Below are 25845 nucleotides of genomic sequence, written 5' to 3'. Positions count from 1 at the left end.
ACCTTCAAAAGAAACGGAATAAATCCTCTTTGAGAGGGTAGTTCGCGGCTCGCCCATAGTCATTCGTTTATTTGAATTTTCACAATTTCCCACTCATGACCATTCAGCACAAAGCTGTCGCCGATTGATTTGCCAAACATCAGATTGGCAATAGGGGATATATGCGAGATTTTTCCGTGACTTGCATCGGCTTCGTCCTCGCCGACTATCTTCCAAACCTGCTTCTTGTCGTCCTCGTCGGCAATCGTAACCGTCATGCCGAAGCGCACAACATCGCTATCCGGATCAGGAATTGAGAGTTCAGCCGTTTCGCGCCTGGCCGACCAATAGCGCAGATCGCGGGATGCGCGGGCAATTATATTACGGTCTGCCTCGGCGTTTCCCTTTGCCAATTCGCCATGAGCCGCCGCCAGTTCTGCATCAATCATTGCCAATCCTTCGATTGTCACCAGATTACGATGCGTACTTAATGGGCGCTCGCCAAGATCAATCGATGAATTGCTGTCATCTTCTTTGGTAAAAGCTCTACTCATGAGGTTAAAGTAGGTACTGCGAGGGCTACCGACAAGTACGATGAGATAAGCCACCAATCCGTTGGCAAATCTCATCAGTTAGGAAAACAGATCAGTTGATCATCGCATCGGTCAGTGCTGGCGTTGGGCTGACCACACCAAAAGTCACGCCATTCCAGTTGCGCATTTCACGGTCAGCGAAGCGATCGAGCTTCGATTCCAGTTCGCTTTCATTGCGATAGATGCGGGCGAGCACTGTGGCAATGATTGCCTCGGAGGCCCGCGTCGTACCATCATCGCATTTAACGGCGATACCAAGTCCCAGTTCGGGCAGCGCGCCCACAAACACGCCTTCCGCACCAGTCTTGACGAATATGCGGCCCGGAGCCATTTCCATCAGTTTTGTGCAGGCACGCCCGGTTCCAGCAACGTAAAACGGCGCGGCCATGGCAGCGTCGAGCAGCCGCTTTGCAGCCTGTGCGCGGCGGGGCTCAAATCCGGTTCCGGTCGCCATGCGCGCAAACCCATGCGCCAGATTACGCAATGGAATTGCGTAAGTCGGGATGGAACAGCCATCCGTTCCACAATGATCCAGCGTGTGGGCTGCGCCAGTCACGCTTTCCATGGCGTCGCGTACCATGTCCTGCTCGGGCGAACCCAAAGCGGAATAACCCTGTGTTTCGATACCAAGATGCTTGCAGGTGCACAAAAAGCCCGCATGCTTGCCGGAACAATTATTATGCAAAGGCGTTGGCTGTTGCCCGCTTCTGGCAAGGTCAATCAGCACGGATTGTTCAAATGGCCAGTGGGAACCACACTCAAGCGCTGTCGAATCAAGCCCGGCGCGGGACAGCATTTCGCCAGCCTTTGCGACGTGCAATTGCTCACCAGAATGAGAGGCACAAGCCATGGCGAGTTCCTCATTCCCAAAGCCATAGGCGTCCGCAGCACCACTCTCCACGAGTGGCAAGGCCTGTATCGCCTTGATTGCCGAACGTGGAAATGTGGGGCGCTCAATATCGCCGAGCGAGAACACAACCTTGCCATCCCCATCGGTGACAACAACTGCGCCGCGATGGCGGCTTTCTGACGTTTCGCCCCGAAAAACTTCCACCAGAACCGGATTGCTCATGATACCTAAATTTTCCCATCAATAGGGCTGAAATCGGCCCGAATTTATGCCGTTATAGATTGCTCCGTGTATCTTTCCAATGGAGAAACTGCTTGCTGAAGCTCTTCCGCCGTCTTGCGCTGTTTATCTTTGTGATGTTTCTAGCGCCGGCCATGATGGCAACAGGGTGGTGGATGACGCAGACCCACGCGGCGAACTGGCGTGATGCCGACTGGAGTTCAAGCGGTGTTCTGCTGGCTCAGCCTGCCGCCAACGATGCTGCAATCTATATTATGGCGGCGCGGACTGGCGGTCTCAAAGGCGCCCTCTCCCTGCATAGCTGGTTGGTACTGAAGCGGCCCGGGGCTACCAATTATGATCGTTACGATGTCGTTGGCTGGGGTAATCCCGTACGCAAGAACGCCTATGATGCGGACGGAAACTGGTATTCCAACAAGCCCACCATTATTCATGAGATTCACGGCGAGGAAGCGGCATCCCTCATCCCCCGGATTGAGGCTGCTATTACCAACTATCCTTACGCCGCGCACGGCAATTACGTTATCTGGCCCGGCCCCAACTCAAACAGCTTTGTGGCGCATGTCCTGCGAGCCGTGCCGCAAATCGGGATCGTCCTGCCTCCTAATGCAATTGGTAGGGATTTTCCTACGGAAGGCAGGCTTTTTGCTATCGATGATGACTGGCAAAATTTCCACGCAAACCTTTTCGGCTATGCAGGGATTTCAGCTGGCGCTCGCAGCGGTTTCGAGATTCAATTCATGGGCTTAGTTGCAGGTCTGGATATTTTGAATCCGGGACTTAAAGTTCCTGGATTTGGCAGAGTGGGCTTTTAAAGCAACGGGTTTTTTGCAAGGCAATTATTGTCCTCAAAATTCATGCGTCTTGAATATCAGCTTATATGTAACATATATAGTTACATGATTTAGAGTACATTCCTCTTGGCTCTGCTCCCTAAGGAGATTTTGAATGGCATCCTTTTGCGACCCCGATATTGTTTCTGGATATGCGGCAAGAACCGAACAGCTCGTGCCGGGCCTTCGCCATCTGCATAAGATGACCGGCCTGCTTTTGGCGGAAAGGGCTCCTGCCGATGCGCGAGTGCTGGTGCTTGGAGCTGGCGGAGGAATGGAGCTGAAAGCGCTTGCGGAGCTGCAACCGGAATGGCGCTTTGATGGCATTGACCCGTCAGCGGAGATGCTTCAACTGGCCGAAACGAATCTCGGTTCTCTGGCTTCCCGCGTGACATTCCAGGAGGGCTATATCGATAAAGCGCCGGAAGGCCCTTTCGACGCTGCGACCTGCCTTTTGACGCTTCACTTCCTGCCGCGCGGGGAGCGGCTGCAAACATTGCGCGGCATCCAACGTCGACTGAAGCCAGGGGCACCTTTCGTCGCTGCGCACCACAGTTTCCCCACGCAAGGAGCGGAACCAGACAAATGGCTGACGCGCTTTGCGGCTTTTGCATCCTTATCTGGGGTGCTTGCCTTTCAATCTGAAAACAATATCAGGACCATGAAGGAGCGGTTGCCGGTCCTCTCGCCTGAAGAGGATGAAGCCCTGCTTCGCGAAGCAGGGTTCTCCAATATCGAGCTGTTTTATGCTGGACTGACGTTCAAGGGTTGGGTTGCCTATAAATAGCCCGCCCCCCTATTTGATCCGCTCAAGCACCGAAACGTAGTTTGCCACGGCAGCGCCGCCCATATTGAATATGCCGGCAAGCTTTGCGCCCGGCACCTGAATGCCGCCTGCTTCCCCGGTCAGTTGCATCGACGAAAGCACATGCATTGAAACGCCACTTGCGCCAATTGGATGGCCTTTGGCTTTTAGCCCGCCAGATGGGTTGACTGGCAAGCGGCCGCCCATTGCGGTCTGGCCTTCGAGGGCAACCTTTGCACCCTCTCCCGGCTTTGCCAGCCCCATCGCCTCATATTCTATCAGTTCAGCGATGGTGAAGCAGTCATGGGTTTCGACGAAGGACAAATCGTCAATTGTAACCCCTGCCTGATCAAGTGCCCGTTTCCATCCTTCCGCGCAACCTTCAAACTGCAATATGTCGCGCTTGGAGATCGGCAGGAAATCCTGCACATGGGCGGCGGCACGGAAAGCAACAGCACGGCGCATCTTCAAGGCCGTCTGTGTGTCGGTCAGCACCAGCGCCGCGGCACCATCGGATACCAGTGAGCAGTCCGTGCGTTTCAACGGACCGGCGACAAACGGGTTCTTGTCACTCTCCTGACGGCAGAAATCATAGCCCAAATCCTTACGCATCTGCGCATAAGGATTATTGACGCCATTCTTGTGGTTTTTGGCAGCAATAGTAGCAAGGGCATCGGACTGGTCGCCATATTTCTGGAAATATGCCGCTGCAATCTGACCGAACACACCGGCAAATCCCGCTGGAATATCACCTTCTTCCGGCAGGTAAGAGGCCTTCAACAGGTTCTTGCCAATCTCCGGCCCCGGCGTGGAGGTCATCTTCTCAACACCAACAACCAGAACAACTTTTGCAGCACCGGCGCGAATGGTCTTGATACCTTGATGGACGGCCGCCGAACCTGTCGCGCAGGCATTTTCTACCCGTGTAGCCGGTTTGAAACGAAACGCATCGCTGGCTTGCAGAACGAGACTCGCGGTGAAGTCCTGCGGTGAGAAACCCGCATTGAAATGGCCCAGCACGATTTCATCGACATCTTCGGGGCCGATGCCCGCATGATCCAGCGCGCCCAGCGCCGCTTTGACGATTAGCGTTTCCACAGTTTCGCCTTCGAGCTTGCCAAACGGCAAGTGCGACCATCCAACGATGCAGGCTGTCATTTCATTCCTCCACAAAATGTCATGTACTTCAGCTAAACATGGACCTCCAGTCCTTCAAGGTAAATGTCGTATAAACACGTAATATCTGCATAAATTTTTTATTGATTGATCAGTCAATCAAGAATAGTCTTTCTTTCGAACGAGGACACTTTCATGCCAAAAGTCGGAATGGAACCACTGCGAAAACGCGCATTGATCGATGCTGCTATCCGCACGATCGGCGAGCGCGGTTCTTTGGATGTAACGGTGGCCCAGATTGCCCAGGAAGCTGGCGTTTCGGCTGCATTGGCGCATCATTATTTCGGCGGCAAGGAACAGTTGATCCTCGCCACCATGCGGCATTTGCTGAACGAGCTTGGCCAGGACCTTCTTGGCGCGCTACACAATGCACGAACGCCATCGGCACGCATCGCAGCTGTTATCGCTGTCAATTTTTCTGCGGCGCAATTTGCGCCGCAGACTATCGCTGCCTGGCTGACATTCTACGTTCATGCACAGCAGTCCGATGAGACGCGCCGTCTCCTACGGGTCTACGCGCGGCGCATGCATTCCAATCTTGCTTATGCCTTGCAGCAACTGACAGACAGGGAAACCGCGCTCCAGATAGCCGAGGGAACAGGCGCAATGATTGACGGACTTTATATCCGCCACGCGCTACGCAATGGCGCGCCTGAAGCAGCCAAAGCCATAGCCCTCGTGGAAGATTACGTTACCACCAAGCTTGCCGCCTCCGAACGCTCAAGAGCCGCCCTATGAAGCCCAATATTCTTGTCATCATGGTAGATCAACTGAACGGAACGCTGTTTCCTGACGGCCCGGCCGATTTCATCCATGCGCCGCACCTGAAAGCCTTGGCACAGCGTTCGGCACGCTTTGCCAATACCTACACGGCTTCCCCGCTTTGTGCGCCTGCTCGCGCCTCGCTGATGTCTGGCCAATTGCCATCGCGAACCCGGGTCTATGACAATGCGGCTGAATTTGCCTCTGACATTCCGACCTATGCCCACCATCTGCGCCGCGCCGGCTACTATACGGGTCTGTCCGGCAAGATGCATTTTGTTGGGCCGGATCAGTTGCATGGACTTGAAGAACGGCTGACGACGGATATCTACCCTGCCGATTTCGGCTGGACGCCGGACTATCGTAAGCCGGGGGAGCGCATTGATTGGTGGTATCATAATCTTGGCTCTGTCACGGGTGCTGGCATTGCCGAGATAACCAACCAGATGGAATATGATGACGAAGTTGCGTTTCACGCACGCCAGAAACTCTATCAGCTATCGCGCGAGTCCGATGATACGGCCCGCCGTCCGTGGTGCCTGACCGTCTCGTTTACCCATCCGCACGATCCCTATGTGGCGCGGCGCAAATATTGGGACCTGTACGAGAATTCGCCTGCGCTTGATCCGCAAGTCGCAGCGATCCCTTTTGACCAACAGGACCCGCACTCGCAGCGCCTGTTGCATGCCTGCGATCACACGGCGTTTGATATTACCCCTGAGCAGGTGCGCCGTGCGCGGCGGGGTTATCTCGCCAACATCAGCTATATTGATGACAAGGTTGGCGAGCTTATCGAAACCCTTGAAACCACCCGGATGCTTGACGATACAATCATCGTCTTCACCTCCGACCATGGAGATATGCTGGGCGACCGCGGCTTATGGTTCAAAATGAACTTCTTCGAGGGCTCCGCCCGTGTGCCGCTGATGATCGCGGGCAAGGGCATCAAGCCTCAATTAATCAAGCAGCCTGTATCGACCCTCGACCTCAATCCGACTTTGGGCGCCCTTGCCGGCATTGATATTGCTGAAATTCTCCCCTGGACCGATGGCGAGGATTTGACCCCGCTGCTCAGCGGCAAGGATCGCAGCGGACCTGTGCTCATGGAATATGCTGCGGAAGGTTCAAACGCGCCGCTCATATGTATTCGCACCGGCAAATATAAGTTCGTGCATTGCGAGATCGATCCGCCGCAACTCTTTGATCTTGAATCCGATCCGCATGAATTGACAAACCTTGCCGATGACCCGGCCTTCGCTGCCACAGTGGCAAAATTCATGGCTGACGTGCGGGAGCGCTGGAATCTCAAGGCCTTTGACGCTGCTGTGCGCGAAAGTCAGGCGCGGCGATGGGTTGTCTATGAGGCGCTGCGCAATGGTTCTTATTATCCGTGGGATTATCAGCCGCTGCAAAAAGCCTCCGAGCGCTACATGCGCAATCATATGGATTTGAACGTTTTGGAAGAGAACGCCCGCTATCCGCGCGGCGAGTGAGACAGTCGTGGAAGCAGATTTCATTATAGTCGGTTCGGGTTCGGCAGGTTCCGCCATGGCATATCGCCTGTCGGAAGATGGAAAATATTCAGTGCTGGTCATCGAATTTGGCGGCACTGATATCGGCCCGTTCATCCAGATGCCTGCAGCACTCTCATTCCCGATGAATATGAGCACCTATGATTGGGGCTTTACCTCAGAGCCTGAACCGCATCTGGGTGGGCGCACGCTCGTCACCCCTCGCGGCAAGGTCATCGGTGGATCATCCTCCATCAACGGCATGGTCTATGTGCGGGGCCATGCTCATGATTTTGACCACTGGGCCGAAAGCGGCGCAACGGGTTGGTCCTATGCCGATGTGCTGCCTTACTTCAAACGCATGGAGCACTCCCATGGCGGTGAAGCCGGATGGCGCGGAACAGATGGCCCGCTGCATGTCCAGCGCGGACGCCGCGACAATCCCTTATTTCATGCCTTCGTCAAAGCAGGGCAAGAAGCAGGCTTCGAGGTTACTGAGGACTATAATGGTTCCAAACAGGAGGGCTTCGGCCCGATGGAGCAGACCATTCACAATGGTCGCCGCTGGTCGGCCGCCAATGCCTATCTGCGCCCAGCCCTGAAGCGCAAAAATGTGAATCTGATCAATGGCTTTGCCCGGCGCGTGATCATTGAGAATCAACGGGCCGTTGGTGTCGAAATCACGCGGCGCGGCAAGGTTGAAACTATTCGGGCACGACGCGAAGTTATTATTGCGGCCTCATCCATCAATTCGCCAAAGCTACTCATGTTGTCGGGGATCGGGCCAGCCGCCCATCTAAAAGAACATGGTATAAATGTCATTGCAGACCGACCGGGCGTCGGCCAGAACCTGCAAGATCATATGGAAGTCTATATCCAGCAGGAAAGTCTGAAACCGATAACTTTGAACTCCAAGCTTGGGCTGTTTTCAAAGGGACTGATCGGCGCGCAATGGCTCTTCTTCAAGACAGGTGACGGCGCGACCAATCATTTTGAATCCGCAGCTTTCGTGCGGTCCAAACCCGGTATCGATTATCCGGATATCCAATATCACTTCCTTCCTGCAGCAATCCGCTATGATGGGAAGGCCGCGGCCAAAGGCCATGGGTTTCAAGCCCATGTTGGTCCCATGCGCTCCAAATCGCGAGGCAGCGTTACGCTCCGCTCCTCCGATCCATTCGAGAAGCCCAAGATTTTGTTCAACTACATGTCGCATCCCGATGATTGGAAGGACTTCCGCCATGCGGTACGGCTTACGCGTGAGATTTTCGGCCAGGATGCTTTGACGCCCTATCGGGGCCGGGAAATTTCTCCCGGCGCTCATATCCAGTCGGATGATGAAATTGACGATTTCCTGCGCGAACATGCAGAAAGCGCTTTCCATCCATGCGGCACATGCAAGATGGGCGCGACAAGCGATCCAATGGCAGTGGTCGATCCGCAATGCCGTGTGATCGGCGTTGAAGGTCTGCGCGTTGCGGATTCATCCATTTTCCCGCGCGTTACCAATGGCAATCTCAATGGCCCATCGATTATGACCGGGGAGAAGGCCTCAGATCATATTCTTGGCCGCGATCCACTACCCCGTTCCAACCAGGAGCCTTGGATCAATCCACGGTGGAAAGTGAGTGATCGATGATCTTGCAGTACCATTATGCGTGGTTCGACAAGCTCACCATGAGGAAGGTTGATACTTTGCAAGGCGCCGCCGAGTTTTGCTGGTGCCATCATCCACCTTCCTCATGGTGAGCTTGTCGAACCACGCATAACGCCTATGCTACTTTTTAATTCAAGGAGAACATCATGCGCGCGCAGCCAAAGGCATCGCATTTCATCAATGGCCGCTTTGTAGAAGACAAGGAAGGCAAGCCGCTCGACGTGATCTATCCGGCCACCGGCGAAATCATTGCCAAACTGTATGGAGCAACGCCAGCGCTCATCGAACAGGCCGTACAAGCCGCTGCCGCTGCCCAGCCCGCATGGGCTGCTTTAAAACCTGTTGAGCGTGGCCGTATCCTTCGCCGCGCCGCCGACATCCTCCGGGAACGCAATGCAGAAATTGCGCATCTTGAAACCTTGGACACCGGCAAGGCCATTCAGGAAACGCTGGTTGCTGACCCGGCATCTGCCGCTGATGCGCTGGAGTTTTACGGTGGCATCATTGCTGGTTTCAATGGCGAGATGATCGAGCTCGGCGGGTCCTACGCCTATACACGCCGCGAGGCACTGGGCGTATGCGTTGGCATTGGGGCATGGAATTACCCGATTCAGGGTGCAGGTTGGAAATCTGCTCCCGCTTTGGCAGCAGGAAATGCCATGATTTTCAAGCCATCGGAAAATACACCGCTTTCGGCCTTGGCGCTTGCCGAGATTTACAAGGAAGCAGGCTTGCCAGACGGTCTGTTCAACGTCGTCCAGGGCTTTGGCGATGTTGGCTCGCAACTCGTGGATCATCCTCTTGTTGCCAAAGTATCGCTGACGGGCTCCGTGCCGACAGGAAAGCGCGTGCTCGCACAGGCTGGCTCGCATATGAAGCACGCCACAATGGAACTGGGCGGCAAGTCTCCCTTGATCATCTTTAACGATGCAGATGTCGAAAACGCTGTCGGCGGCGCGCTCTTGGGCAACTTCTATTCAACAGGACAGGTTTGTTCCAACGGCACCCGCGTTTTCGTACAAAGCGGTATCAAGGATCAGTTTCTCGACCGGTTGACCACGCGAACAAAAGCTATCCGCCTTGGTGATCCGCTTGATCCGGAAATTCATCTCGGCCCGCTTGTTAATGCTGCACAGCGCGACAAGGTCGTATCCTATATTGAAAAGGGCAAAACTGAAGGGGCGACATTGCATTTCGGTGGCGGCGTGCCTCAGATGCAGGGTTTTGAGGGCGGCTGCTTCGTCGAGCCGACCATTTTCACCAATGTGACTGATAATATGATCATCGCGCGTGAAGAAATATTCGGCCCGGTTATGACGGTGCTGGACTTCACTGAGGAAGAAGAGGTCATTGCCCGTGCAAATGACTCGGAATTTGGCCTTTCCGCTGGCGTTTTCACCAAGGACCTTTCCCGTGCCCATCGAGTGATAAGCCAAATCAAAGCCGGTACCTGCTGGATCAATACCTATAATCTGGCGCCGGTGGAAATGCCCTTTGGCGGCTTCAAGCAATCAGGCGTCGGACGCGAAAATGGCCTGGCAGCACTGTATCACTATAGCCAGATCAAGTCGGTCTATGTCGAGACCGGAAATGTGGAAAGCCCTTACTGAGGATCGTTGCGAGAACTACTAACCTCGCCGTCATCCTCGGGCTTGATCGAGGATGACGGCGAAGTAAGAGTTTAACTTACTGAGGGCGCTTCCCAACATAGTCGACATATTGCGTCAGGGCGCTGACCAGATGATAGAAGATCGAAGCTGGAACCTCTTCGGCTTTGGCTCGCCCTTTCTGATCAATAAGATCAATCCACAACCCCTTCGGCGCAGGCTCAATATGCCAGCGGAAGAGCCGTCCAACACGGGCCTCCACTTCAGGTTTCAGATCGGGCCCGCCATTTCCGTCAAGCGCGATAGCGGCCTTGACGGCTTCCGTTTGCGGCCAGCTGCGAGAGTTGGTGTCAAGTGGCAGGCCATGCCGTGAGACCGCACCATAGGCAAGTTCCGTCGAACGGTTCAGGCCATTGGCAATGGCTGAGGCGTAGAGCTTGCGGGCATAACGGATTGCATCCTTTTGGCCCGAAGATGCGGCGAAGGCCGAGAGCAAATGTGCCCATTCAAAGTGATGGCCCGGCTCGGTCCACTCGCCCTGCTCGCCCGGTGCTCGGTCCCAGTCATTGCTGAAATACTCGCCAAGCGTCCATGTTTCCGCATCGAACATGTGATGACGGAAAAGATCGACGATACGCGCGGCCCGTTGCAGATAATCGCGATTGCCGGTTGCACTATACCAGGCAAGGAAAGCTTCAAGCAGGTGCATATGCGGGTTGGAACGCCGCAGCCCCTTATCGTCAGGCATTTCCAAAAATCCTGTCATGCGCGAATCTGCCAGATATTCGTCGATGAAAGCGAAGGTCTCCGTTGCCAGCCTCAATGCTTGCGGATGCCCTGCCTTATGCGCATGGGCCAGCGCCAGGAGAACGAAGGATTGGTCATAAGTGTCCTCCGAGGCATCAAGAATGCTGCCATCCGGATTGAATGTCTTGACCCAGCCGCCCCGATCCGTGCGCCCTTTGGTAATGAAACTCAGCCCGTGCTCGATAAGGTCATGCGCCGGTCCATCCCAGCCCATTTCCTTGGCCACGGCAAAGGCATATATCTGCCGCGCCATCGTCCGCATGCGCTTGGTCTTGTTGATAGGAATTGCGTCAAACGACATGGCTTCATGAAAGCCGCCATGGCGCGTATCGACGCCCACCGTTGACCAAAGCGGCAATGTTTCGTCAAAAAGCCAATGTCTCACCCGGTTTCCATAAGCGCCAACTTGCGGCAACCGGTCTTGTGAAGGCGTGAATTTGGTTTCCAATCGGCCAGTTTTTTCAAGCTGTTCGACGATTTTCCTGACATTTTGACTCTCATTGACCGGAGCGACGAAGGTCGCGTCGGCGGTTGCTACGACAGCCGTATCGCGCAAGCCGACGGCCGAGAGCAAGCGGCCTTCGCTGCGCAAATAGCTGTGCTCGCAATCAATGGCCACGACATCGCCGACCAGCACATTGCCATTGCCGTCAACCGAGCCCACTTCCAGCAAAGATTGCCAGGAACCAAGATCATTCCAGCGAAACTTTGCTGGTACCAATGCGATATCTTTCGCGTGTTCCATGATTGCGTAATCGACGGATATCGACGGTACGGCGGCATAAAGATCATGCGGCAAATAAGTGCCCGATATATTGGTGCTCGCCTCATTCAAGGCTGCAACAGCCTTGTCCCAAATCTCCGCTGCATGTTGCCGGAAAGCGTCGCGCATCACGCTGGCGCGGAAAAGAAAGATACCAGCGTTCCAAAGGAAGTTTCCCGACGCAAGATATTTCGTTGCAGTCTCCTCGTTCGGTTTTTCAACAAAGCGCACGACATCGCGTGTCTGTGTTGTCTCAGGAGCCACTTCAATATAACCGAATCCGGTTTCCGGGCGATCCGGCTTGATACCGAACACAACAATGCGTCCCGCCTTGGCCGCCTCGACACCGGCTTCAACAGTGTTCCAGAAATCGCGATCGGTTGTTATTTCATGATCGGACGGCACCACAAGCACAAGCTCATCGCCATGTTCGCGCAAGGTTATTTCTGTCGCCAGCACCACTGCGGAGGCTGTGTTACGCCCCATTGGTTCAAGAATGGGACGCCCGCCCGCCAGATCCGTTCCCGCCAGATCCTGATTGATGCGGTCCGAATGACGCTCCGATGCCAACAAATAAACGGGAACTGTCGTGTCGCTGCGTGCCGCCATGCGCTTGATTGTGCGCAGCAGCATGGAGCCCTGACCCGACAAATTGTGAAACTGCTTGGGAAAATCTTCGCGCGACAATGGCCAAAGCCTTGAACCTACACCGCCGCTCATAACAAAGCTGATGATTGTTGCTTTTTCGATTGTCATTTATGCCCCGTTATTTCAGCATTTCAGAACTTCTTGGTCAACGAATACAAGACTTATCCTAATGATCACAGAACTAAAGTCTTAACTAATCACGCCTCACGAATTTCGCGCTTCTATAATTAAAAAAGTGCTTCTGAACCATCTTGCAGCGCTTTAGTGACGGCGTTATATACCGCCCTTACTGGTCGCGGAGTGTAGCGCAGCCTGGTAGCGCACGTCGTTCGGGACGACGGGGTCGGAGGTTCGAATCCTCTCACTCCGACCAGTGTTTTCAGGGGTTCACCCAAACCCGACGCACCACCTTCGCACCAAAACGATTGATTCGAGGTTTTTTGAGGTGAGTTATTCCATCACATGGGAAAGAACTGTCATCGGCGGCGAAACAGCGCCGGGCGACTTTATTGCCATTGTCGAGGGTGAGACTATCGGCAGGATTTTCCCGCACATATCGGGCTGGCGTAAGGACGCTTGGGAGTGGTCGTTCCAACTTGGACATGGTGAGTTTCGCAAAGCGCAGTTGAGAGGGATTGAAGATTCGAAGCAAGGAGCCGCCAATCAGGTCAAAGAGGCCTTTGCTCGCTGGATCGAATACCCGGAAGAAAAAGGTGGCGGGAAAGACCTTCCTGTTGAATTATGGCCCCATGGAGCCAATCGCTTGGCGTGGCGCGCAAAGCACAGAGGGGGATGATTGATGTGCGGGCGATTCACTCAGTTCTACACATGGGCGGAAATTCACGCCATGTATTCGATTATCCCTGCGACGCCGCGAAATCTACAGCCGAGGTATAATATCACGCCAACCCAGCAAGTCGGGGTTATTACTAAAGGCGATGACGGCAGCAATCACTATTCCGAAAAGCGTTGGTGGCTTGTGCCCGGATGGTGGTCAAAGACGCTGAAAGAGGTTCCTGCAACGTTTAATGCCCGCGATGATTCCGTTGCTGAAAAGCCCATGTTCCGTAACGCCTTCAAAAAGCGGCCCTGCCTAATCCCGGCGTCCGGTTTCTTCGAATGGACCGGCCCTAAGACCGATAGACAGCCGTGGTATATTTCGGCAGCAAATGAACGGCCCCTCACCTTTGCAGGACTGCATGAGACTTGGACAGATCGGGTGACAAATGAAGTGATCGAAAGCTGCACTATCATCACAACCGAAGCCAACGACTTCATGAGCAAGATACACACCCGTATGCCGGTCATCCTGGATCCGGCAGATTGGGCAGAATGGCTGCAAGAGCCAAACAAACGGTTCCTGCGACCTGCCCCCGAGGAAACGCTTCAAGCGTGGCCGGTATCGAAGGAAGTCAATAAGAACAGCTATCACGGCACCGATACAACGGTTCCAGTCCAGATCAAGCCTATTGCTCCGCCAGATACGGCAAGCATCACCGATGCAGAGCCGCGACTGTTATGATGGTCATCGTACCCAAGCGGAACGGGCCATACCCGGATCGGGAAACAGATTGCCAAATGGCTGTAGAAGATTTGGTGCTGGAGATTGTAGACGCCGCTCATCTTGCGGGATGGGGGAAGGCTGAAATCCTTGCCGCCATAATAGACGTGGCAGACAACACATCGCTTGCGCTAGATAAGACTGTGGCCGAGTCGGTCAAAATGCATATGTCGAAACTTATGAAGAAACCCGATGTCTGAAACGCCGCCCTCGCCCAAGCCTGAATACCCTGCTCATATGGAATCCGCACCTGCCGGGTTGTTCGTGCATTGGTGCGATCATAAAGACTGCAAGGCGTGGGGGAGCTTTGGTTTCTCAGGGCGGTATGGAATTGTCTGGTACTGCGGCGAGCATAAGCACGAAGGCAAGATATAGTGGATGGTATCTGGGAGGCTATAAAGGGCATCGGCTCAATTGTCGGTCTTCTGACTGGCGGTTTCGTAGTCTGGGACAGGTTTTTAAGCTCAGCTCCGTCAATGATTATTCGTGCAAAACCTCTGCTTACAGGTTCAGTTGAGAAATGGCCGATTCTAGATGTTACGAACAAGGGAGATAGGCCCATTATTATCAGATGGAAGAATGGTGAGCGATTAAATTCTTTCGGATTAGCAAAAGACAATTCCACTCGATCAATAGTAGAATCATTAGTACCGGGTTCGTCCGCTGTGAGCATCGACACTGGTGAGAGCCTCAAGATTGAAATGTTCCTTCCAAGCAACTTGGAGGCGATTGATGACGGCAACCAAATTGAGGTAGAAGTTTTTTGGAGCTTTGCTCAGCCGAAAATCTTCAAGCGCTTTAGAAAGCGTCGCGTCACAATTTCCAAAAGCAATCTTCACGCACTATTGGGGAAGAACAGCCGCTTCAAAGATGATGGGTAATCGCGGAACTGATTCGTCGCAAGAGTCGTTCACTGACTCATGGAAGATTTACCGTTCAGAGAAGTAACCGTTATGACCCGCCAGCTCGGCAAGATGAAGGTAATCACCTCCATAATGCAGGCGGCAGAGTTCATTGTGAACGAATGGCCGGGAACGGATACTGAAAGGCTTGACATCGCCAAGCACGCACTACTGGAATGCTACGATGGCAAACTGTCACCCGGCGTTGCGCGCATGGCTTTCATTGAAGCTGCGAAGGAAGCCGAAATTTACGTCGAGGCGGCAGGCCGTCCGGTATCAACTGGCAAGCTGGAGCGGTGGGGAAAGCGAAAACCTGCGCGGCGCAGGGCTTAGCTCGCCGCACTTCTACCCCCGACCAATCACGTTTTCGAATGACGATTGGCCATTCTTTACTGGACTGGGAAGGTAAAGTGCTTATAGAAAGCCAAGATGCCCTTGGGCAGACCCACGACCGATGTGATATCCCTCAACAGTTCAATCGCAATCCTTGAAGGCCCAAGGAAATCATGAAACTACAGCTCATAGCTCGCCACCTGCGTGATAATGTCGACCATGTCATCGACGAGGTGGACTCTGAATCCAGCATCGATCTCCTTGTCGCCAGTATGAAAACTGAAATCGAGACCAATCATTCAGAACGTTCCAACTGGCGCTACTACATTAAGCCAACTGAGGAAACCTACAATTAAGGTTAGCAAAGTCTTTGAAACATTTGGAAGCGATTTAACCTCGGCACCGTAATAACCACGTAGGAGATCGACACGCCGCCCGTCCGCGAGGACACCGCGGCGGAATTGAACTTGTGCATTCTTGGCACGAGTTGATCAATTACGGCTGGGTAATTCCCTGCCGCCGGTCACGCTCTATTCGCTCCAGCCGATCTAACACTTGCATGTTCAAATCACGCTGACCGAAGAAGCCGGATTGTGTCTGCTTTACCTCATCGAGTTGACGCTGCAAGTTCATGTTGGCAGCAATACGCGCCTCACGATCAGCGGCGAGTTGGGCATCGTAGGATTGCCACACACGCTCATGTTCCTTGCGGGGCACCTGATCATCCTTGATCTTGTCTATATCGGTCCTCATCGATCCGAACTTATCAATGTTCTCTTGGCGAGAAACGATCCTGTTATTTTCATAGGAAGATCGGAAGTCTTGAAAGGCCGCCAATGGAACTGAGTTCTTGGTGATGTCACTCACTGAGGTCTGCACAGCATCGGACAGCTTCGTTATTGCCATCTGAGTTATTTCAGTGCTTTTTATGATGGCAGAGTCCAACCGGGATTGTTCCTTGTTCAAGGTTCCATAGACAAACGTCATGATGGCTGACAGAATGACGAAACAGACGCCGGCAGCAGTCCAGATAACAGGCCATGGGGTTTCCGAGTTCGCCCGCAACTCATTTGATAAAGTGCCGATACTTGCACGCAGCTCGTTTGAGATCGTGCCGATGCTGGCATTTACCGATTGGAACCCGGTATTCATGTTGGAACGAAGGTCAACTATGTCTTTGCCTTGGTTCTCTACCCGCTCCGAGAGCCGGGCATACTGTGCCATTGGATCGAATATTCCATTGTTACTGTTAGGCATGTCCGCCTCCATTCTTCCCATTCCCCATGCCCCGTAAATGCGATGCTATTGCCAGCAGCCTTGGGATTTCCCGAAGCTATTATGTGAAGCAACCTGATTGGCGAATGGCCGGTCGCTCTTGAGGATAGTGACAGTGGTTTCAAGGTTCGGAGTTAGTTTCCCGAATCCGTCGCACACATTCTGCTTGGTCATCGACTGACAACCCGTATTCAGAGCACAAAGCAGAAGCATCGGTAGTAGATACCGTTTCATCGATTTCATTCCTTTTGCGGAGAACTTTGACAGAGGTTTCAAGAGCTGAGACAGCAGCTTGCTGAGTGCCGACACGCTTCCCATAGAGGTATGAACCAGACACGAGTACAAACGCTGCCAGTGCCCAAATCAGTGCGGTTTTGATAGGTCCGGGGATAAGTGCGAGTAGAGCGGTCATAGCGCCACCGGATCAACATCGAGAGCATCCGCAAGCTGAGCCTTCTTGCGCCGCGCATAGATGCCATAGCCAATACCACCGAGCGTGATCACAACCGATGCCACGACAAGGATTGTGTAAATGTTATCGATGATTGAACTGCTGCCAACTATAGGCGCAATCGAATCCTTGGCTTGATCAATACCGGATGCGCCAGAGAAGCCACCAACACCAAGGCCAGCCGCGGCATCGCCGGCCGCACGATTAGGAGCTTTCTTGGCATCAGCAAGAAACGCCTTGCCATCCATGCCATCCTCATAAACAGGCTCGGGACCAACCGACCCGGTTGCCCATGCCTGCCCGATCTTCTTCACCTGAGCAACGCGGGAGGACCAGCCTCGCCCAAAGGTCTTCCATGTCTTCAAAGCCTTCATAAATGCCAGACGATGGGCACAGATACGGGCCACAAGCGCATCATTGTCCCCGATGGACTTGAGCGCTGCCAGAGTCCCAACGCCTATGGAGCCATCTACAGCACCGCTGTATGCCACGCCCAGAGCACGCTGCAGCCATTTGACGGCTTGGCTCACCCCGGAATTAACGGCGCCATCAAACATCGCATAGTCAACGCCGGCCGGAAGCTGGTCGCCTTTGATTGGATCCCAATATTGTTTCTTGTAGATCGCACTGCGCTCTTGAACGCTAATGTTCTTCACGGTCTGGGTTTTCTTGCCAAGACCTTTGCGATATCCATCATAGACGCGCTGTGTAACGCCATACATCGTCGCGCCGCCGGGATCAGCCGGATGATTTGAATAGCCGCCCTCATGGACGAGCACGGCCGCCAGCGCAGCCGGAAACTTCGCTTTCATAACAGATTTCCTTGTTGTGGATTAGCGGCGCACGAAGCGCAGGAGCCATAGGCTCAAGTCACTGTTGAATTTTGAGATGACTATCCGGGCAGATACATCTATAGGATGTCAGTGATTTAATGGTTTAGCGGTACGCAACTCAGAGACGGGAAACCCGATGCTAGATTTCCTGACGTTCCCTTTTCGTATGATCAGGGCTTTCTACAATCCTTTTGGAATCCATAAGGATGGTTTGTGGCACAAGTGCTCTGAACCTCTGTTTGTGAACTTTATGAAGTCCTTTGACGGTACAAAGATGCAGATTGGTGGCCAAGTCTGGCGTCGTTGGAACGGTCAGAAATGGGAATACAAACAAGAGCAAGAAACTCTGGAAGACTTTAGTTGGAGGCAGTGGTAGCCACTGCCGATCTCGTATCAGCGTTCGGCGCGCGATCCATCCAGACAATTGTACTCTTAGGTTCTTTCAAGAGTATTGCCCTAGCGAGCTTCAAGATCGGTCTTTCAATTCTGTAATAACTGAAGAAACCAACACTGATTGCGATAATGATAAACCCAGCGCCGAGCACTTTGCTGGGCACGGAATCCATCCAACCCATTTTTGTACAGGCCATTGCGAGGCATGCGAAGATCATTTGATGCCATATATAGACTGAATATGATGCGTCACCGAGACGTTGCCAGGGCTTGGCAAACGTCCACCCTGATCTCACCTCTACCGCAACAAACCCATAAACGATAAAAGCGCTTGGGATGCCAAAACACGCCATCCGATACCATGATGGCATTGAGAACCAGCCGCCATGCATCCGGAAGAACGCCGCACCGACGAGCAAAGATAAAACACCAATTGCAATAGAGGATATGCCCCATCCTGCAATTTTTCGTTCGATCAGCCAACCAATCGCCATGCCAAACAAAAAGTCATACAGCAAAGAGGTAAACGCCGTCATCAGCATCCAATCCTTGCCGAGGAGAAATGCCAAAGCAATTGCCGCCGTCACCACGGCAAACCATATCGAAAAGCCGAGAACGATATGTCTTGGTAAAATCAGAATTACCAAAGCCGCAACAGCATAGAAGTACATTTCCAGAATAAGTGTCCACGCGGCTAGAATGCGATTATTCGGTTGCGAGACCAGCAAAAACAACTCCAACCACGGCTTCTTTTCAAGCCAATCTGGGGCAAGTTCTACATACCCCATGATCAGTGTCGCTACGCCAAAGGCGATCCAATAGACAGGATAAATTCGGATCAATCTCTTTACGACAAATTCCCAGAAGGCGAAAAACCGACCTTTGGTTTCTGCAACTTTCCCTGACCTTTTGGCCATAAGGTAAATCACAAAACCGGAAATGACGAAGAATAGGTCTACCCCAGCTGGACCAATTGAATCTACAAACTCCTGTGACCAATGGGTTCTAAGAGGAAGGATCGGCCAATATATATGGCTGACTGTAACCATTAGGACGGCAACGGCCCTGAGGCCTTGAATGTTGATATAGGTCTTCACATCAGCCCCTGAACAAACTCTAAGTCGAACGCATACATAATTACATATGATTGTTCAACCTTAGGTGGTGGCTAGTGTTGGTGACCTATAAACCAAGTCCATGCCGATGATCCATGAACGGTTTTGTTGGCTCCTCCGTCAGAACGGGCGTAGACTTGATAGGCATCGGTTCCGTTTGCCACATCCTCTATTGATATTTGCATGCTCTGAAAACCTGTTCCATTCACCACTCCAAGAACCGTCTTAAACTCCACTCCGTTTTTGAAGATGGAAATTCCCATTAATGCGCCATCAACCAATCCTGCGGTGAACGTAACTGCAGCTCTCATACTGACCACGCCTGCTCTAGGAAGGAATCGAGAGTTAGTCGTGTCGTATGCTCCCCCAAGATTATAGGCGGGCGTCGCCAGCGGAATGAAATTCCAAGCGCCGGCGGTTATTGTATAGTCGACAAAATTTCTATGAACTGAGAAACGCGGCCCATAGTCAAACCTGCCCCCACCATCTTCAACGCCAGGAGAATTACCCGGCAAGAAGTTTGGATCATCAGTACCAGTTCGTATCGCTCCACCTAGGTGCGTGAGAAACCGTCGACCGGTTGCCGCACCGCTAAACGTGAGGTTGACCAATGCGATCATTGATTTGGCACACCCGGCAAACTGTCCCGTAAATGCTGGAGTTCCCGTCAGCGTTACGGTTCCAGATGCGCCCGTGAACTTTATGTTGCCGCCTTCTGTAGCGTGATAATGATTTAATGCCCCGCCTGTAATTGGGTATCCGGTGTCGAAAGTTACGACCGAGCCAAGCTGGGAGAATATGTGATCAGCAGAGGAAGCACCAAAACTCCAATTACCAAAGTTGACATTGGTCCCTGAATCTTCCGTGAAAATATGATAGCCATCAGATCCGGTTGTTACGGTTCTAAATCCGTGCAGGTCTACACCCGCTCCACTATTGGCGGTGATGCATTTGCCGCTGGATGGAGCAATCACCACGTTTGCTGGCGTGCCAGTATCTCCGGTTAAATAAATCGGGAATTTCTGACCAGACTTGCCCGCCCATGCTGGACGGCCAGAGAAGGTAAGATTTTCTACGTATGTGCCAGCGCGCACCACGATAAAAACTGTAAAATTGCGAAGGTCTTGCTTAGAGTACGCTGCATTGATTGCGGCGTTGATTGTGAGGAACGCACCAGTATTGTTGTCGGCAAGTCCCGTATTGGTGTCATTGCCATCCTTGCGCACATAATAGGTACGATTGGCGGCAAGTTGTTCTGGCAATCCAAGAACCGCCAACTGAGCTAAAGCGCTAGTTGCGCCAACTAACCCCCGGCCCGCAGGGGTCAGATCGAACAGCGCAGCGGTATTTGCATCTGTGAAATAAACGCCATTGTTTGCAGCAGGTGTCAGAGAAAGAAACGAAAGCGCCCAAGTCTTAAAGTCGGCGAGCGCCATTGTCGTGGCACTGGTGAAATAAGGAATCTTGTTGGCGGCGCCTGTAACAGCTTGTAGCGCAGCCAATGACCCGCCGCCAATTGCAGTAACCAAATCGCGAAGAGCCGCAGTAAATCGCGAGCCATCGGGCTGATATCGGATCCGGTATTGTGCGGCAGCGAGCGTCGCACCAGTCCATGGTGAGGCAAGCGTAATGGACGTGGCGCTGTTGACCGATGCCACGATAGCATCAAGGTTCTGCACCTTGAACGTATCGCCAGGCTGAATATCGGCTGCTATCCAGTTGGCCCCACCAGCCCCGACGAGAGCTGTGGTTCCAGCAGTGATCGACGCTGTTCCAGCTTGATAGTCTGGTTTGATAGCCATTATTCAGTTTCTCCGGACTTCTCTGCAAGCTCATGCTCAAGTGCGGTATTGGCATCAGCCAATTGCTGGCGCAGGACTTCAACGGTGCCAGACAGCTCATGAACTTGCTGGGCAAGAACCAAGACGCGATTTTCATAGAAGCCTTTGATGGCTGCGTATTCGTTCAGCGCGGCCTGAGGCGCGATGGCGACTTTGCCGTCTTCGTTCGGTGTGGACATAGGTTCTCCTCCCCGCCGAGGCAGGTGGTTCAGAATTGGGAATGTGGATTTGGCTAAAGGCTGGCTATGATGGCGTCGATTTCAGCAGCGCTTGTCGCCGCATCGATCTTGGCTTGAGCCATTTGGCGTTCTGTTTCGATTTTGGCGATGCTCTTTGACAATGCGTCGAAGCGGTCAATGATGTCTTGTGCATTGTCAGACTTGCTTACAAACCCGATACCCACACCCGCCAAGGCTGAATGCGCCTTAGCCTGATACAGCGCGAACTTAGGACCCATGGCCGCATTCACTTTGGGGATGTAGACAGCATCGATCGCCGCCCTGCCCCGTAGACGTTCGGCCTCGATGTTCTTCTTGCCGGTGATCTTCATTTCGCCACCACCTTCACGCGCCAGTCGACAAATGGAAATCCTGCCTCGAACAAATATGTGCCGGCGTCCTTTGTCGCGAAGTGCAGAACACCTCCCTTGACTTCATAAGGCTCACCGTCAATTCGGATCACACAAGGTCGTGGAAGGCCATTGAGCGTATATGTGTCTTTTCCATCTGCTTTGATCTCAACATCGCCAGTGGGCAGCGTTGGGCGCTCCACAACCTTGCCATCGACAACCATGTGAAAATCATGCGTGGCAACCGGAGTGGTATATCCGGGGATTTCCTTCTTGACCTTGCCGTCCTCAATTAGCACTCGACCGTCTTTGTCGCGAACTGCAGCGGCTGGCAGTGGTAGGCTTGGGAGGTGAATGTATCCACCCATCGCCATAAGATTGGACAAGGCTTCGTCATCCGGGTCGCTTTGAATAAGGTCAATTCGCCCGCTTTCCGTGTGGTGTATCAGCATGACTTATGCCCCAAACCTGTAATCGAGTACCGCGTAATGAATCGTGAAGTTGAAGGAGCTGGCTGCACTGGACATTTCAAACCTCAGCCTATCCAACTGAACTTCGACTCCTAGCCTTGTCCAACTCAATGAAAAGAAGCTGTGCGGAGTGTTGCAATCGGATAGCGTCTTTGCTTGGAACCCTTGATTTGGATAACTCCCACCGGAGCTACCTCCACTGGTGTTAATGGCAAAAACAAACACCATCGGTTTTACTGTGAATGTTTTTCCATACATTGCTTCAATGGTAGTTGTTCCGTTTCCACCGCGAGAACCTGATACACTGCCTTTAATAAACTTGGCTGTGCCTGCGTAGTTGCTATTGAATAGAAGATTGACATCAGATGCCGTTAAAACATTCTGACCAGACTTGGAAATGCGAAGTACGCCCGGCTCAGCCCAAACACGATTTGCCATTATGGTCGCACCGTCTTTGTCACCACATAGTAACAAGTTCCAGAACTTGTACTGAAATTGTCAGGATCATTTCGTATTCTTGCGCTGCTTGTCGTTAAATACTGCAAGAGAAATCGCTTAGGCGAGAACGACGCCAGTATTACTGGGTAGTACCCCAAATCAGGCCATGAAAAAGTTGGACTAAAAGAAGTGTCACCCGGTATCAAAACCGAACCAGAGGACACTATTTGCAGAGACTCCCAACTTGATGACCAAGACAATTGGAATTTGTTGGCAGTCCAAACATCGACACCGAGCTGGGAAACAAATCCACCCATACCAAAAGTCGGGTGATCGCCGATAAGAACGCGATTAACCATTGGTAAGGCTCCTGATAACAACATAAGCCACGGTGAATGTGCCTTCGGTATCGTAATTTTGGCCGAAGAACGTCAGTCCGGTTGTGCTGGCGATGCAGTGCCAAGTTCGATAAAGGTTGTCACTTGTACTGTCGGCACCCATTTGGCTTTCTGTTGCGCTTAATTTCCGCCAAGATAGAACAAACGGTATCTCTGGGAGGGTCTCACCAAAGCTTAGGGATGTTGGAGATGGCCCATTCGAACTATCGCCACCAAAAACAGATGCCGTACCTGTACTATAAACAACTCCTCCGTCCTTCCAGGCACTATCAAAAGCTAACTGCTCAGGTTGGAGCGCGGCGGTGACATCGAAGCCAGGCTTTGAAACCCGAATACGATAATCACCACCGCCGAAGTCACCAATCAGCGTTCTATTTGTCATGTCATGCTAGTCCGCAATTAGAATGCGACGATTGGTCAAGTCGACTTGGAATTTGCCATCTGAGGACTGGAGCATGCCCGCCGTAACGTTGTTGATACGGGCAGCATTCATTGTCAGCACCCCGCTCTGAAAGATAAACGGGAACTGCGCTGACTCACCGGGATTTGATATGACGAGGCGATCAGCAATCAGGTTAATGGTCGAAATGCCACCAGTCTTGGCGCTCAGGAAAATCGCCGCCTGAGTGGTCGCTCCACCAGCCGTAGCAGCAGCACTAAGGCCAATGGTAGAAAGTGCGCCTGACTCCGTTGCTACCGTTTCAACGCGAAACAAACCACTGGCAGAGAAGTTGCCAACGGTAGATGTAAGGCTTGTAATTGCATTGGCGTTTGCTGTTATCTGTCCGCCTTGGTTGCTCACAGTGACGGTTAGAGCATCCACAGCAGTAGACACCGCAGCTATTTGGCCCGGCACACCATCAAGTTCGACTTCAAGCGTCTCCACTCGAGAAACCGCTGCTTCTAGGCCGGTAGCAACAACAAGAATGTCTCGCGTATAGGAAGCCGTTACATTGCCGATCGACGCCAGCAACTCAAACTTGTCAGTTGCGGATTGCGCGCCTGTTTCAGCCGTCAATGAGTTTAGGCGTTCAATCTCTTCCGTAAGCCAGCGAGTAGTATCACCAGCCCACTCCAGATGCTCTCCTATCTGCTCGTTAACCTCATCAACGATGTCATCTACGTAAATATCATCGCTGCCAAGAAGAACATTTGGAGTAGTAACCGGAAGCCAGCCCGACCACAAAACAGAACGTGCTGTGCCGGGGATATAACGCCCACGAACACCGTAAAGAGTGTTTGGCAGCAAGCCTTGACTGATAAGCAATACACCAACCTCAGGCTGGTCCATGCGACCTTGGTAGATAGTCACCAAGCTGGTGGCCAAGCGCACTTCAAACTCAATACCAATTACGTCAACTTGATCGCCGTCCCATGTCAGTCGAATTGCTGGCCTTCTTGGGTTGCCATTGTTGTCATTAACAACCGCACCTTCAGCAAACCAATCCACGATAGGCTGTGGAGCTGGTCTGCCGGGGACAATCGGAACGAAAACAGGTGGCGTATAGTCGTTTTCCTGATCCCAGTCGTAATCGGCAGGATCGACTTCTGTCATATCCAGCGTTACGTCAAGGTTGGCGTGGTCTGCCACACCGTCAATGCGGAATAGCTTTGTAGCGTAACCGTTGCGCGCCGAAGTCCACTGGATGATATCGCCGGGCTCAAGCACCCAAGCGGACGGTCCCAATGTTATCGTATGGCGACGCGCCCTACGTGCTTCCTGCAAGGCAGATCGCATAAGGCGCTGCACCTGAGAAGAGCGATAGACCATATCCAGTTGGATATCAGCCATCAGTCGACGGTTGCCGTCTTGCGCCTCAAAAGCTGCGTTGAGCAAAGCGGGTGCAGCCTTCATGTTCCAGCTTTCAGCCGGTTCAGGATAGGATGCGTTTACACCGTTGATCGTGTCAGCCAATCCGAAGAATGGCGTAAAGGTTTGCTCTTCTGTCGACAGAATGTCGTCGTCAGAAAACGCAAATACTGGAGCATCTGGAGCACCTACGAATATCTTGTATGTTCCGCCAGCCTCGCTCAGCCGACCTTGGCACCCTGTAAGAATGGCCTCGATTGCTTCTGTGACCTGCGCACCGATGGCAATCTCGCCACCAGTCAGGTATGTAGGCTCAGGTCCATCAGGACCGTCAATGAGCGCCCGGCACTTGTTAATCTGTGCGATCCAGTGCGCATTTGGCAAACGCGCGGCTGCAAGCCCCTGAAGCCCATAGAACCAATCTGTGCCATAGCGAATGCCGCGCAGCAGATTGTAAATCTGAACAGCCGGCAGATCGTCACCGTCTCCGCCCCATGTGGATGGAGTGTCGTATCGCTGCGGTCCAACACCACCAGCCGTAGTGTCCCTCGAGGGGTCGTAAAGCTTGATGCCTTGCAGTTCGAACTTGAACGCCGGGAATCCCGTAAATAGTTCAGGATCAATCTGCGAAGTCAGAATTGCGTAGGCTACACCTTGGCCTATACGCGTTGGCTGCCATGGATTGTTCGAGGTTGAAACTGTATCGGTGAGGAAACTGTCAGCGGATACCTGAGTGCCATCATGAAATTTGATCCAGAGATGGTTGTTCCCACCACCTGTTTCGTACTCCGTGATGCGGTTACCCTTACCATCCGGATCTAACGTGCCGATCGTGACAGCTTCGCCGTTGACGAAAAGCTGCGAAACGCCAGAGATCGGAATGTCAGAAAGCGCGATAACCTGCGTAAAATACGCATTGGGTGTCTTGCCTGAATTCCCCCAAGTATTGGCGTAAACCAGTGAGCCTGCGGTAACTGTGTGGCCCATGATGAACGAGCGCGGAACGTCACCGCCGGATTGCATCTGGCCGTTGATGCTGAACGGTGTTTCTTCCGGCTTACCTGCCAGCGCCTTGGCTATCAGGTTTAACCCGACACCAACTGCAGCCTGCAAGACAGCTCCGACAACAGCAATACCAGCAGCGCCCAAACCTAGCGCACCGCCAATAGCGGTGGCTATGGCGGTAAATACGGCCATATCTGTATCCTAAATTTTCGGGTATCTGC

The 25845-nt window shown here is 52.8% G+C and carries 26 protein-coding genes and 1 tRNA gene; 13 read left to right on the top strand and 14 right to left on the bottom strand.

Annotated features, from left to right (window positions below; genetic code table 11):
* Positions 1 to 59: 59 nt before the first annotated feature.
* A complete protein-coding gene (locus tag V9K95_RS11480; protein WP_336441010.1) occupies positions 60 to 533 on the bottom strand; it encodes a GreA/GreB family elongation factor in 474 nt (157 codons plus the stop codon).
* Between the two features lie 91 nt (positions 534 to 624).
* Entirely contained in the window at positions 625 to 1647 is a 1023-nt protein-coding gene (locus V9K95_RS11475) for an asparaginase (RefSeq protein WP_115051981.1), read from the bottom strand.
* A 92-nt stretch (positions 1648 to 1739) separates the two neighbouring features.
* Here V9K95_RS11475 and V9K95_RS11470 point away from each other — a divergent pair, with 92 nt between their 5' ends.
* Both V9K95_RS11470 and V9K95_RS11465 read left to right on the top strand, forming a co-directional pair.
* Entirely contained in the window at positions 1740 to 2477 is a 738-nt protein-coding gene (locus tag V9K95_RS11470; RefSeq protein WP_307286451.1) for a DUF3750 domain-containing protein, read from the top strand.
* Positions 2478 to 2610: 133 nt separating this feature from the next.
* Positions 2611 to 3282, top strand: a complete 672-nt coding sequence (locus V9K95_RS11465) for a class I SAM-dependent methyltransferase (RefSeq protein ID WP_336440902.1) — start codon at positions 2611 to 2613, stop codon at positions 3280 to 3282.
* 9 nt (positions 3283 to 3291) lie between these two features.
* Here V9K95_RS11465 and V9K95_RS11460 read toward each other — a convergent pair whose 3' ends face one another.
* The gene (locus V9K95_RS11460) at positions 3292 to 4458 is read right to left on the bottom strand and encodes an acetyl-CoA acetyltransferase (protein ID WP_336440901.1); all 1167 of its coding nucleotides are present in this window, start codon (positions 4456 to 4458) and stop codon (positions 3292 to 3294) included.
* 153 nt (positions 4459 to 4611) lie between these two features.
* Here V9K95_RS11460 and betI point away from each other — a divergent pair, with 153 nt between their 5' ends.
* The 4 genes from betI to betB all read left to right on the top strand — a co-directional run bounded on the left by betI (position 4612) and on the right by betB (position 10016).
* The gene (betI, locus tag V9K95_RS11455; protein ID WP_307283527.1) at positions 4612 to 5214 is read left to right on the top strand and encodes a transcriptional regulator BetI; all 603 of its coding nucleotides are present in this window, start codon (positions 4612 to 4614) and stop codon (positions 5212 to 5214) included.
* Complete coding sequence (gene betC, locus V9K95_RS11450; RefSeq protein ID WP_336440900.1) at positions 5211 to 6731, top strand: choline-sulfatase; 1521 nt, start codon at positions 5211 to 5213, stop codon at positions 6729 to 6731. Before betI ends, betC begins: the two co-directional genes overlap by 4 nt.
* Positions 6732 to 6738: 7 nt before the next feature.
* The gene (gene betA / locus V9K95_RS11445; RefSeq protein WP_336440899.1) at positions 6739 to 8388 is read left to right on the top strand and encodes a choline dehydrogenase; all 1650 of its coding nucleotides are present in this window, start codon (positions 6739 to 6741) and stop codon (positions 8386 to 8388) included.
* Between the two features lie 164 nt (positions 8389 to 8552).
* On the top strand, positions 8553 to 10016 hold the full coding sequence (gene betB, locus V9K95_RS11440) for a betaine-aldehyde dehydrogenase (RefSeq protein ID WP_336440898.1): 1464 nt from the start codon (positions 8553 to 8555) through the stop codon (positions 10014 to 10016).
* Between the two features lie 76 nt (positions 10017 to 10092).
* Here betB and V9K95_RS11435 read toward each other — a convergent pair whose 3' ends face one another.
* A complete protein-coding gene (locus V9K95_RS11435; RefSeq protein WP_307283516.1) occupies positions 10093 to 12339 on the bottom strand; it encodes an AGE family epimerase/isomerase in 2247 nt (748 codons plus the stop codon).
* 188 nt (positions 12340 to 12527) lie between these two features.
* Between V9K95_RS11435 and V9K95_RS11430 the strand changes: the two genes are divergently transcribed.
* The 7 genes from V9K95_RS11430 to V9K95_RS11400 all read left to right on the top strand — a co-directional run bounded on the left by V9K95_RS11430 (position 12528) and on the right by V9K95_RS11400 (position 15383).
* Positions 12528 to 12604, top strand: a tRNA-Pro gene (locus V9K95_RS11430).
* Positions 12605 to 12676: 72 nt separating this feature from the next.
* A complete protein-coding gene (locus V9K95_RS11425) occupies positions 12677 to 13027 on the top strand; it encodes a hypothetical protein (protein WP_336440897.1) in 351 nt (116 codons plus the stop codon).
* Positions 13028 to 13030: 3 nt separating this feature from the next.
* On the top strand, positions 13031 to 13753 hold the full coding sequence (locus tag V9K95_RS11420; RefSeq protein WP_336440896.1) for an SOS response-associated peptidase: 723 nt from the start codon (positions 13031 to 13033) through the stop codon (positions 13751 to 13753).
* 56 nt (positions 13754 to 13809) lie between these two features.
* Entirely contained in the window at positions 13810 to 13992 is a 183-nt protein-coding gene (locus V9K95_RS11415) for a hypothetical protein (RefSeq protein ID WP_336440895.1), read from the top strand.
* A 174-nt stretch (positions 13993 to 14166) separates the two neighbouring features.
* On the top strand, positions 14167 to 14673 hold the full coding sequence (locus tag V9K95_RS11410; protein ID WP_336440894.1) for a hypothetical protein: 507 nt from the start codon (positions 14167 to 14169) through the stop codon (positions 14671 to 14673).
* Positions 14674 to 14745: 72 nt separating this feature from the next.
* Positions 14746 to 15027 (top strand): DUF982 domain-containing protein, encoded by a 282-nt coding sequence (locus V9K95_RS11405; protein ID WP_336440893.1) that lies wholly within the window; start codon positions 14746 to 14748, stop codon positions 15025 to 15027.
* A gap of 173 nt (positions 15028 to 15200) precedes the next feature.
* Entirely contained in the window at positions 15201 to 15383 is a 183-nt protein-coding gene (locus V9K95_RS11400; RefSeq protein ID WP_336440892.1) for a hypothetical protein, read from the top strand.
* 139 nt (positions 15384 to 15522) lie between these two features.
* On the opposite strand, the gene V9K95_RS11395 is transcribed toward V9K95_RS11400, so the two are convergent.
* From V9K95_RS11395 to V9K95_RS11350, 10 genes are all read right to left on the bottom strand, one after another.
* Positions 15523 to 16284 (bottom strand): hypothetical protein, encoded by a 762-nt coding sequence (locus tag V9K95_RS11395; protein WP_336440891.1) that lies wholly within the window; start codon positions 16282 to 16284, stop codon positions 15523 to 15525.
* A gap of 426 nt (positions 16285 to 16710) precedes the next feature.
* Positions 16711 to 17565: a glycoside hydrolase family 108 protein gene (locus tag V9K95_RS11390; RefSeq protein WP_336440890.1), complete on the bottom strand. Its 855-nt coding sequence runs from the start codon at positions 17563 to 17565 to the stop codon at positions 16711 to 16713.
* A gap of 377 nt (positions 17566 to 17942) precedes the next feature.
* Positions 17943 to 19076, bottom strand: coding sequence for an acyltransferase family protein (locus V9K95_RS11385; protein WP_336440889.1), 1134 nt, complete (start codon positions 19074 to 19076; stop codon positions 17943 to 17945).
* A 71-nt stretch (positions 19077 to 19147) separates the two neighbouring features.
* Positions 19148 to 20896 carry a hypothetical protein gene (locus tag V9K95_RS11380; RefSeq protein ID WP_336440888.1) on the bottom strand — a complete coding sequence of 583 codons (1749 nt, stop codon included), beginning with the start codon at positions 20894 to 20896 and terminating at the stop codon, positions 19148 to 19150.
* The gene (locus V9K95_RS11375; RefSeq protein WP_336440887.1) at positions 20896 to 21114 is read right to left on the bottom strand and encodes a hypothetical protein; all 219 of its coding nucleotides are present in this window, start codon (positions 21112 to 21114) and stop codon (positions 20896 to 20898) included. Before V9K95_RS11375 ends, V9K95_RS11380 begins: the two co-directional genes overlap by 1 nt.
* A gap of 53 nt (positions 21115 to 21167) precedes the next feature.
* Entirely contained in the window at positions 21168 to 21485 is a 318-nt protein-coding gene (locus V9K95_RS11370; protein ID WP_336440886.1) for a hypothetical protein, read from the bottom strand.
* The gene (locus tag V9K95_RS11365) at positions 21482 to 21955 is read right to left on the bottom strand and encodes a hypothetical protein (RefSeq protein WP_336440885.1); all 474 of its coding nucleotides are present in this window, start codon (positions 21953 to 21955) and stop codon (positions 21482 to 21484) included. Before V9K95_RS11365 ends, V9K95_RS11370 begins: the two co-directional genes overlap by 4 nt.
* 3 nt (positions 21956 to 21958) lie before the next feature.
* Entirely contained in the window at positions 21959 to 22411 is a 453-nt protein-coding gene (locus V9K95_RS11360) for a hypothetical protein (protein ID WP_336440884.1), read from the bottom strand.
* A gap of 351 nt (positions 22412 to 22762) precedes the next feature.
* The gene (locus tag V9K95_RS11355) at positions 22763 to 23191 is read right to left on the bottom strand and encodes a hypothetical protein (RefSeq protein ID WP_336440883.1); all 429 of its coding nucleotides are present in this window, start codon (positions 23189 to 23191) and stop codon (positions 22763 to 22765) included.
* Positions 23192 to 23197: 6 nt separating this feature from the next.
* On the bottom strand, positions 23198 to 25816 hold the full coding sequence (locus V9K95_RS11350; RefSeq protein ID WP_336440882.1) for a phage tail protein: 2619 nt from the start codon (positions 25814 to 25816) through the stop codon (positions 23198 to 23200).
* Positions 25817 to 25845: the final 29 nt, after the last annotated feature.

The sequence above is a fragment of the Phyllobacterium sp. CCNWLW183 genome (assembly GCF_037203775.1).
GTDB classification, from domain to species: domain Bacteria; phylum Pseudomonadota; class Alphaproteobacteria; order Rhizobiales; family Rhizobiaceae; genus Phyllobacterium; species Phyllobacterium ifriqiyense.
The sequence above is the reverse complement of the archived record's forward strand: the minus strand, read 5'-3'. Positions and strand labels throughout refer to the sequence as shown.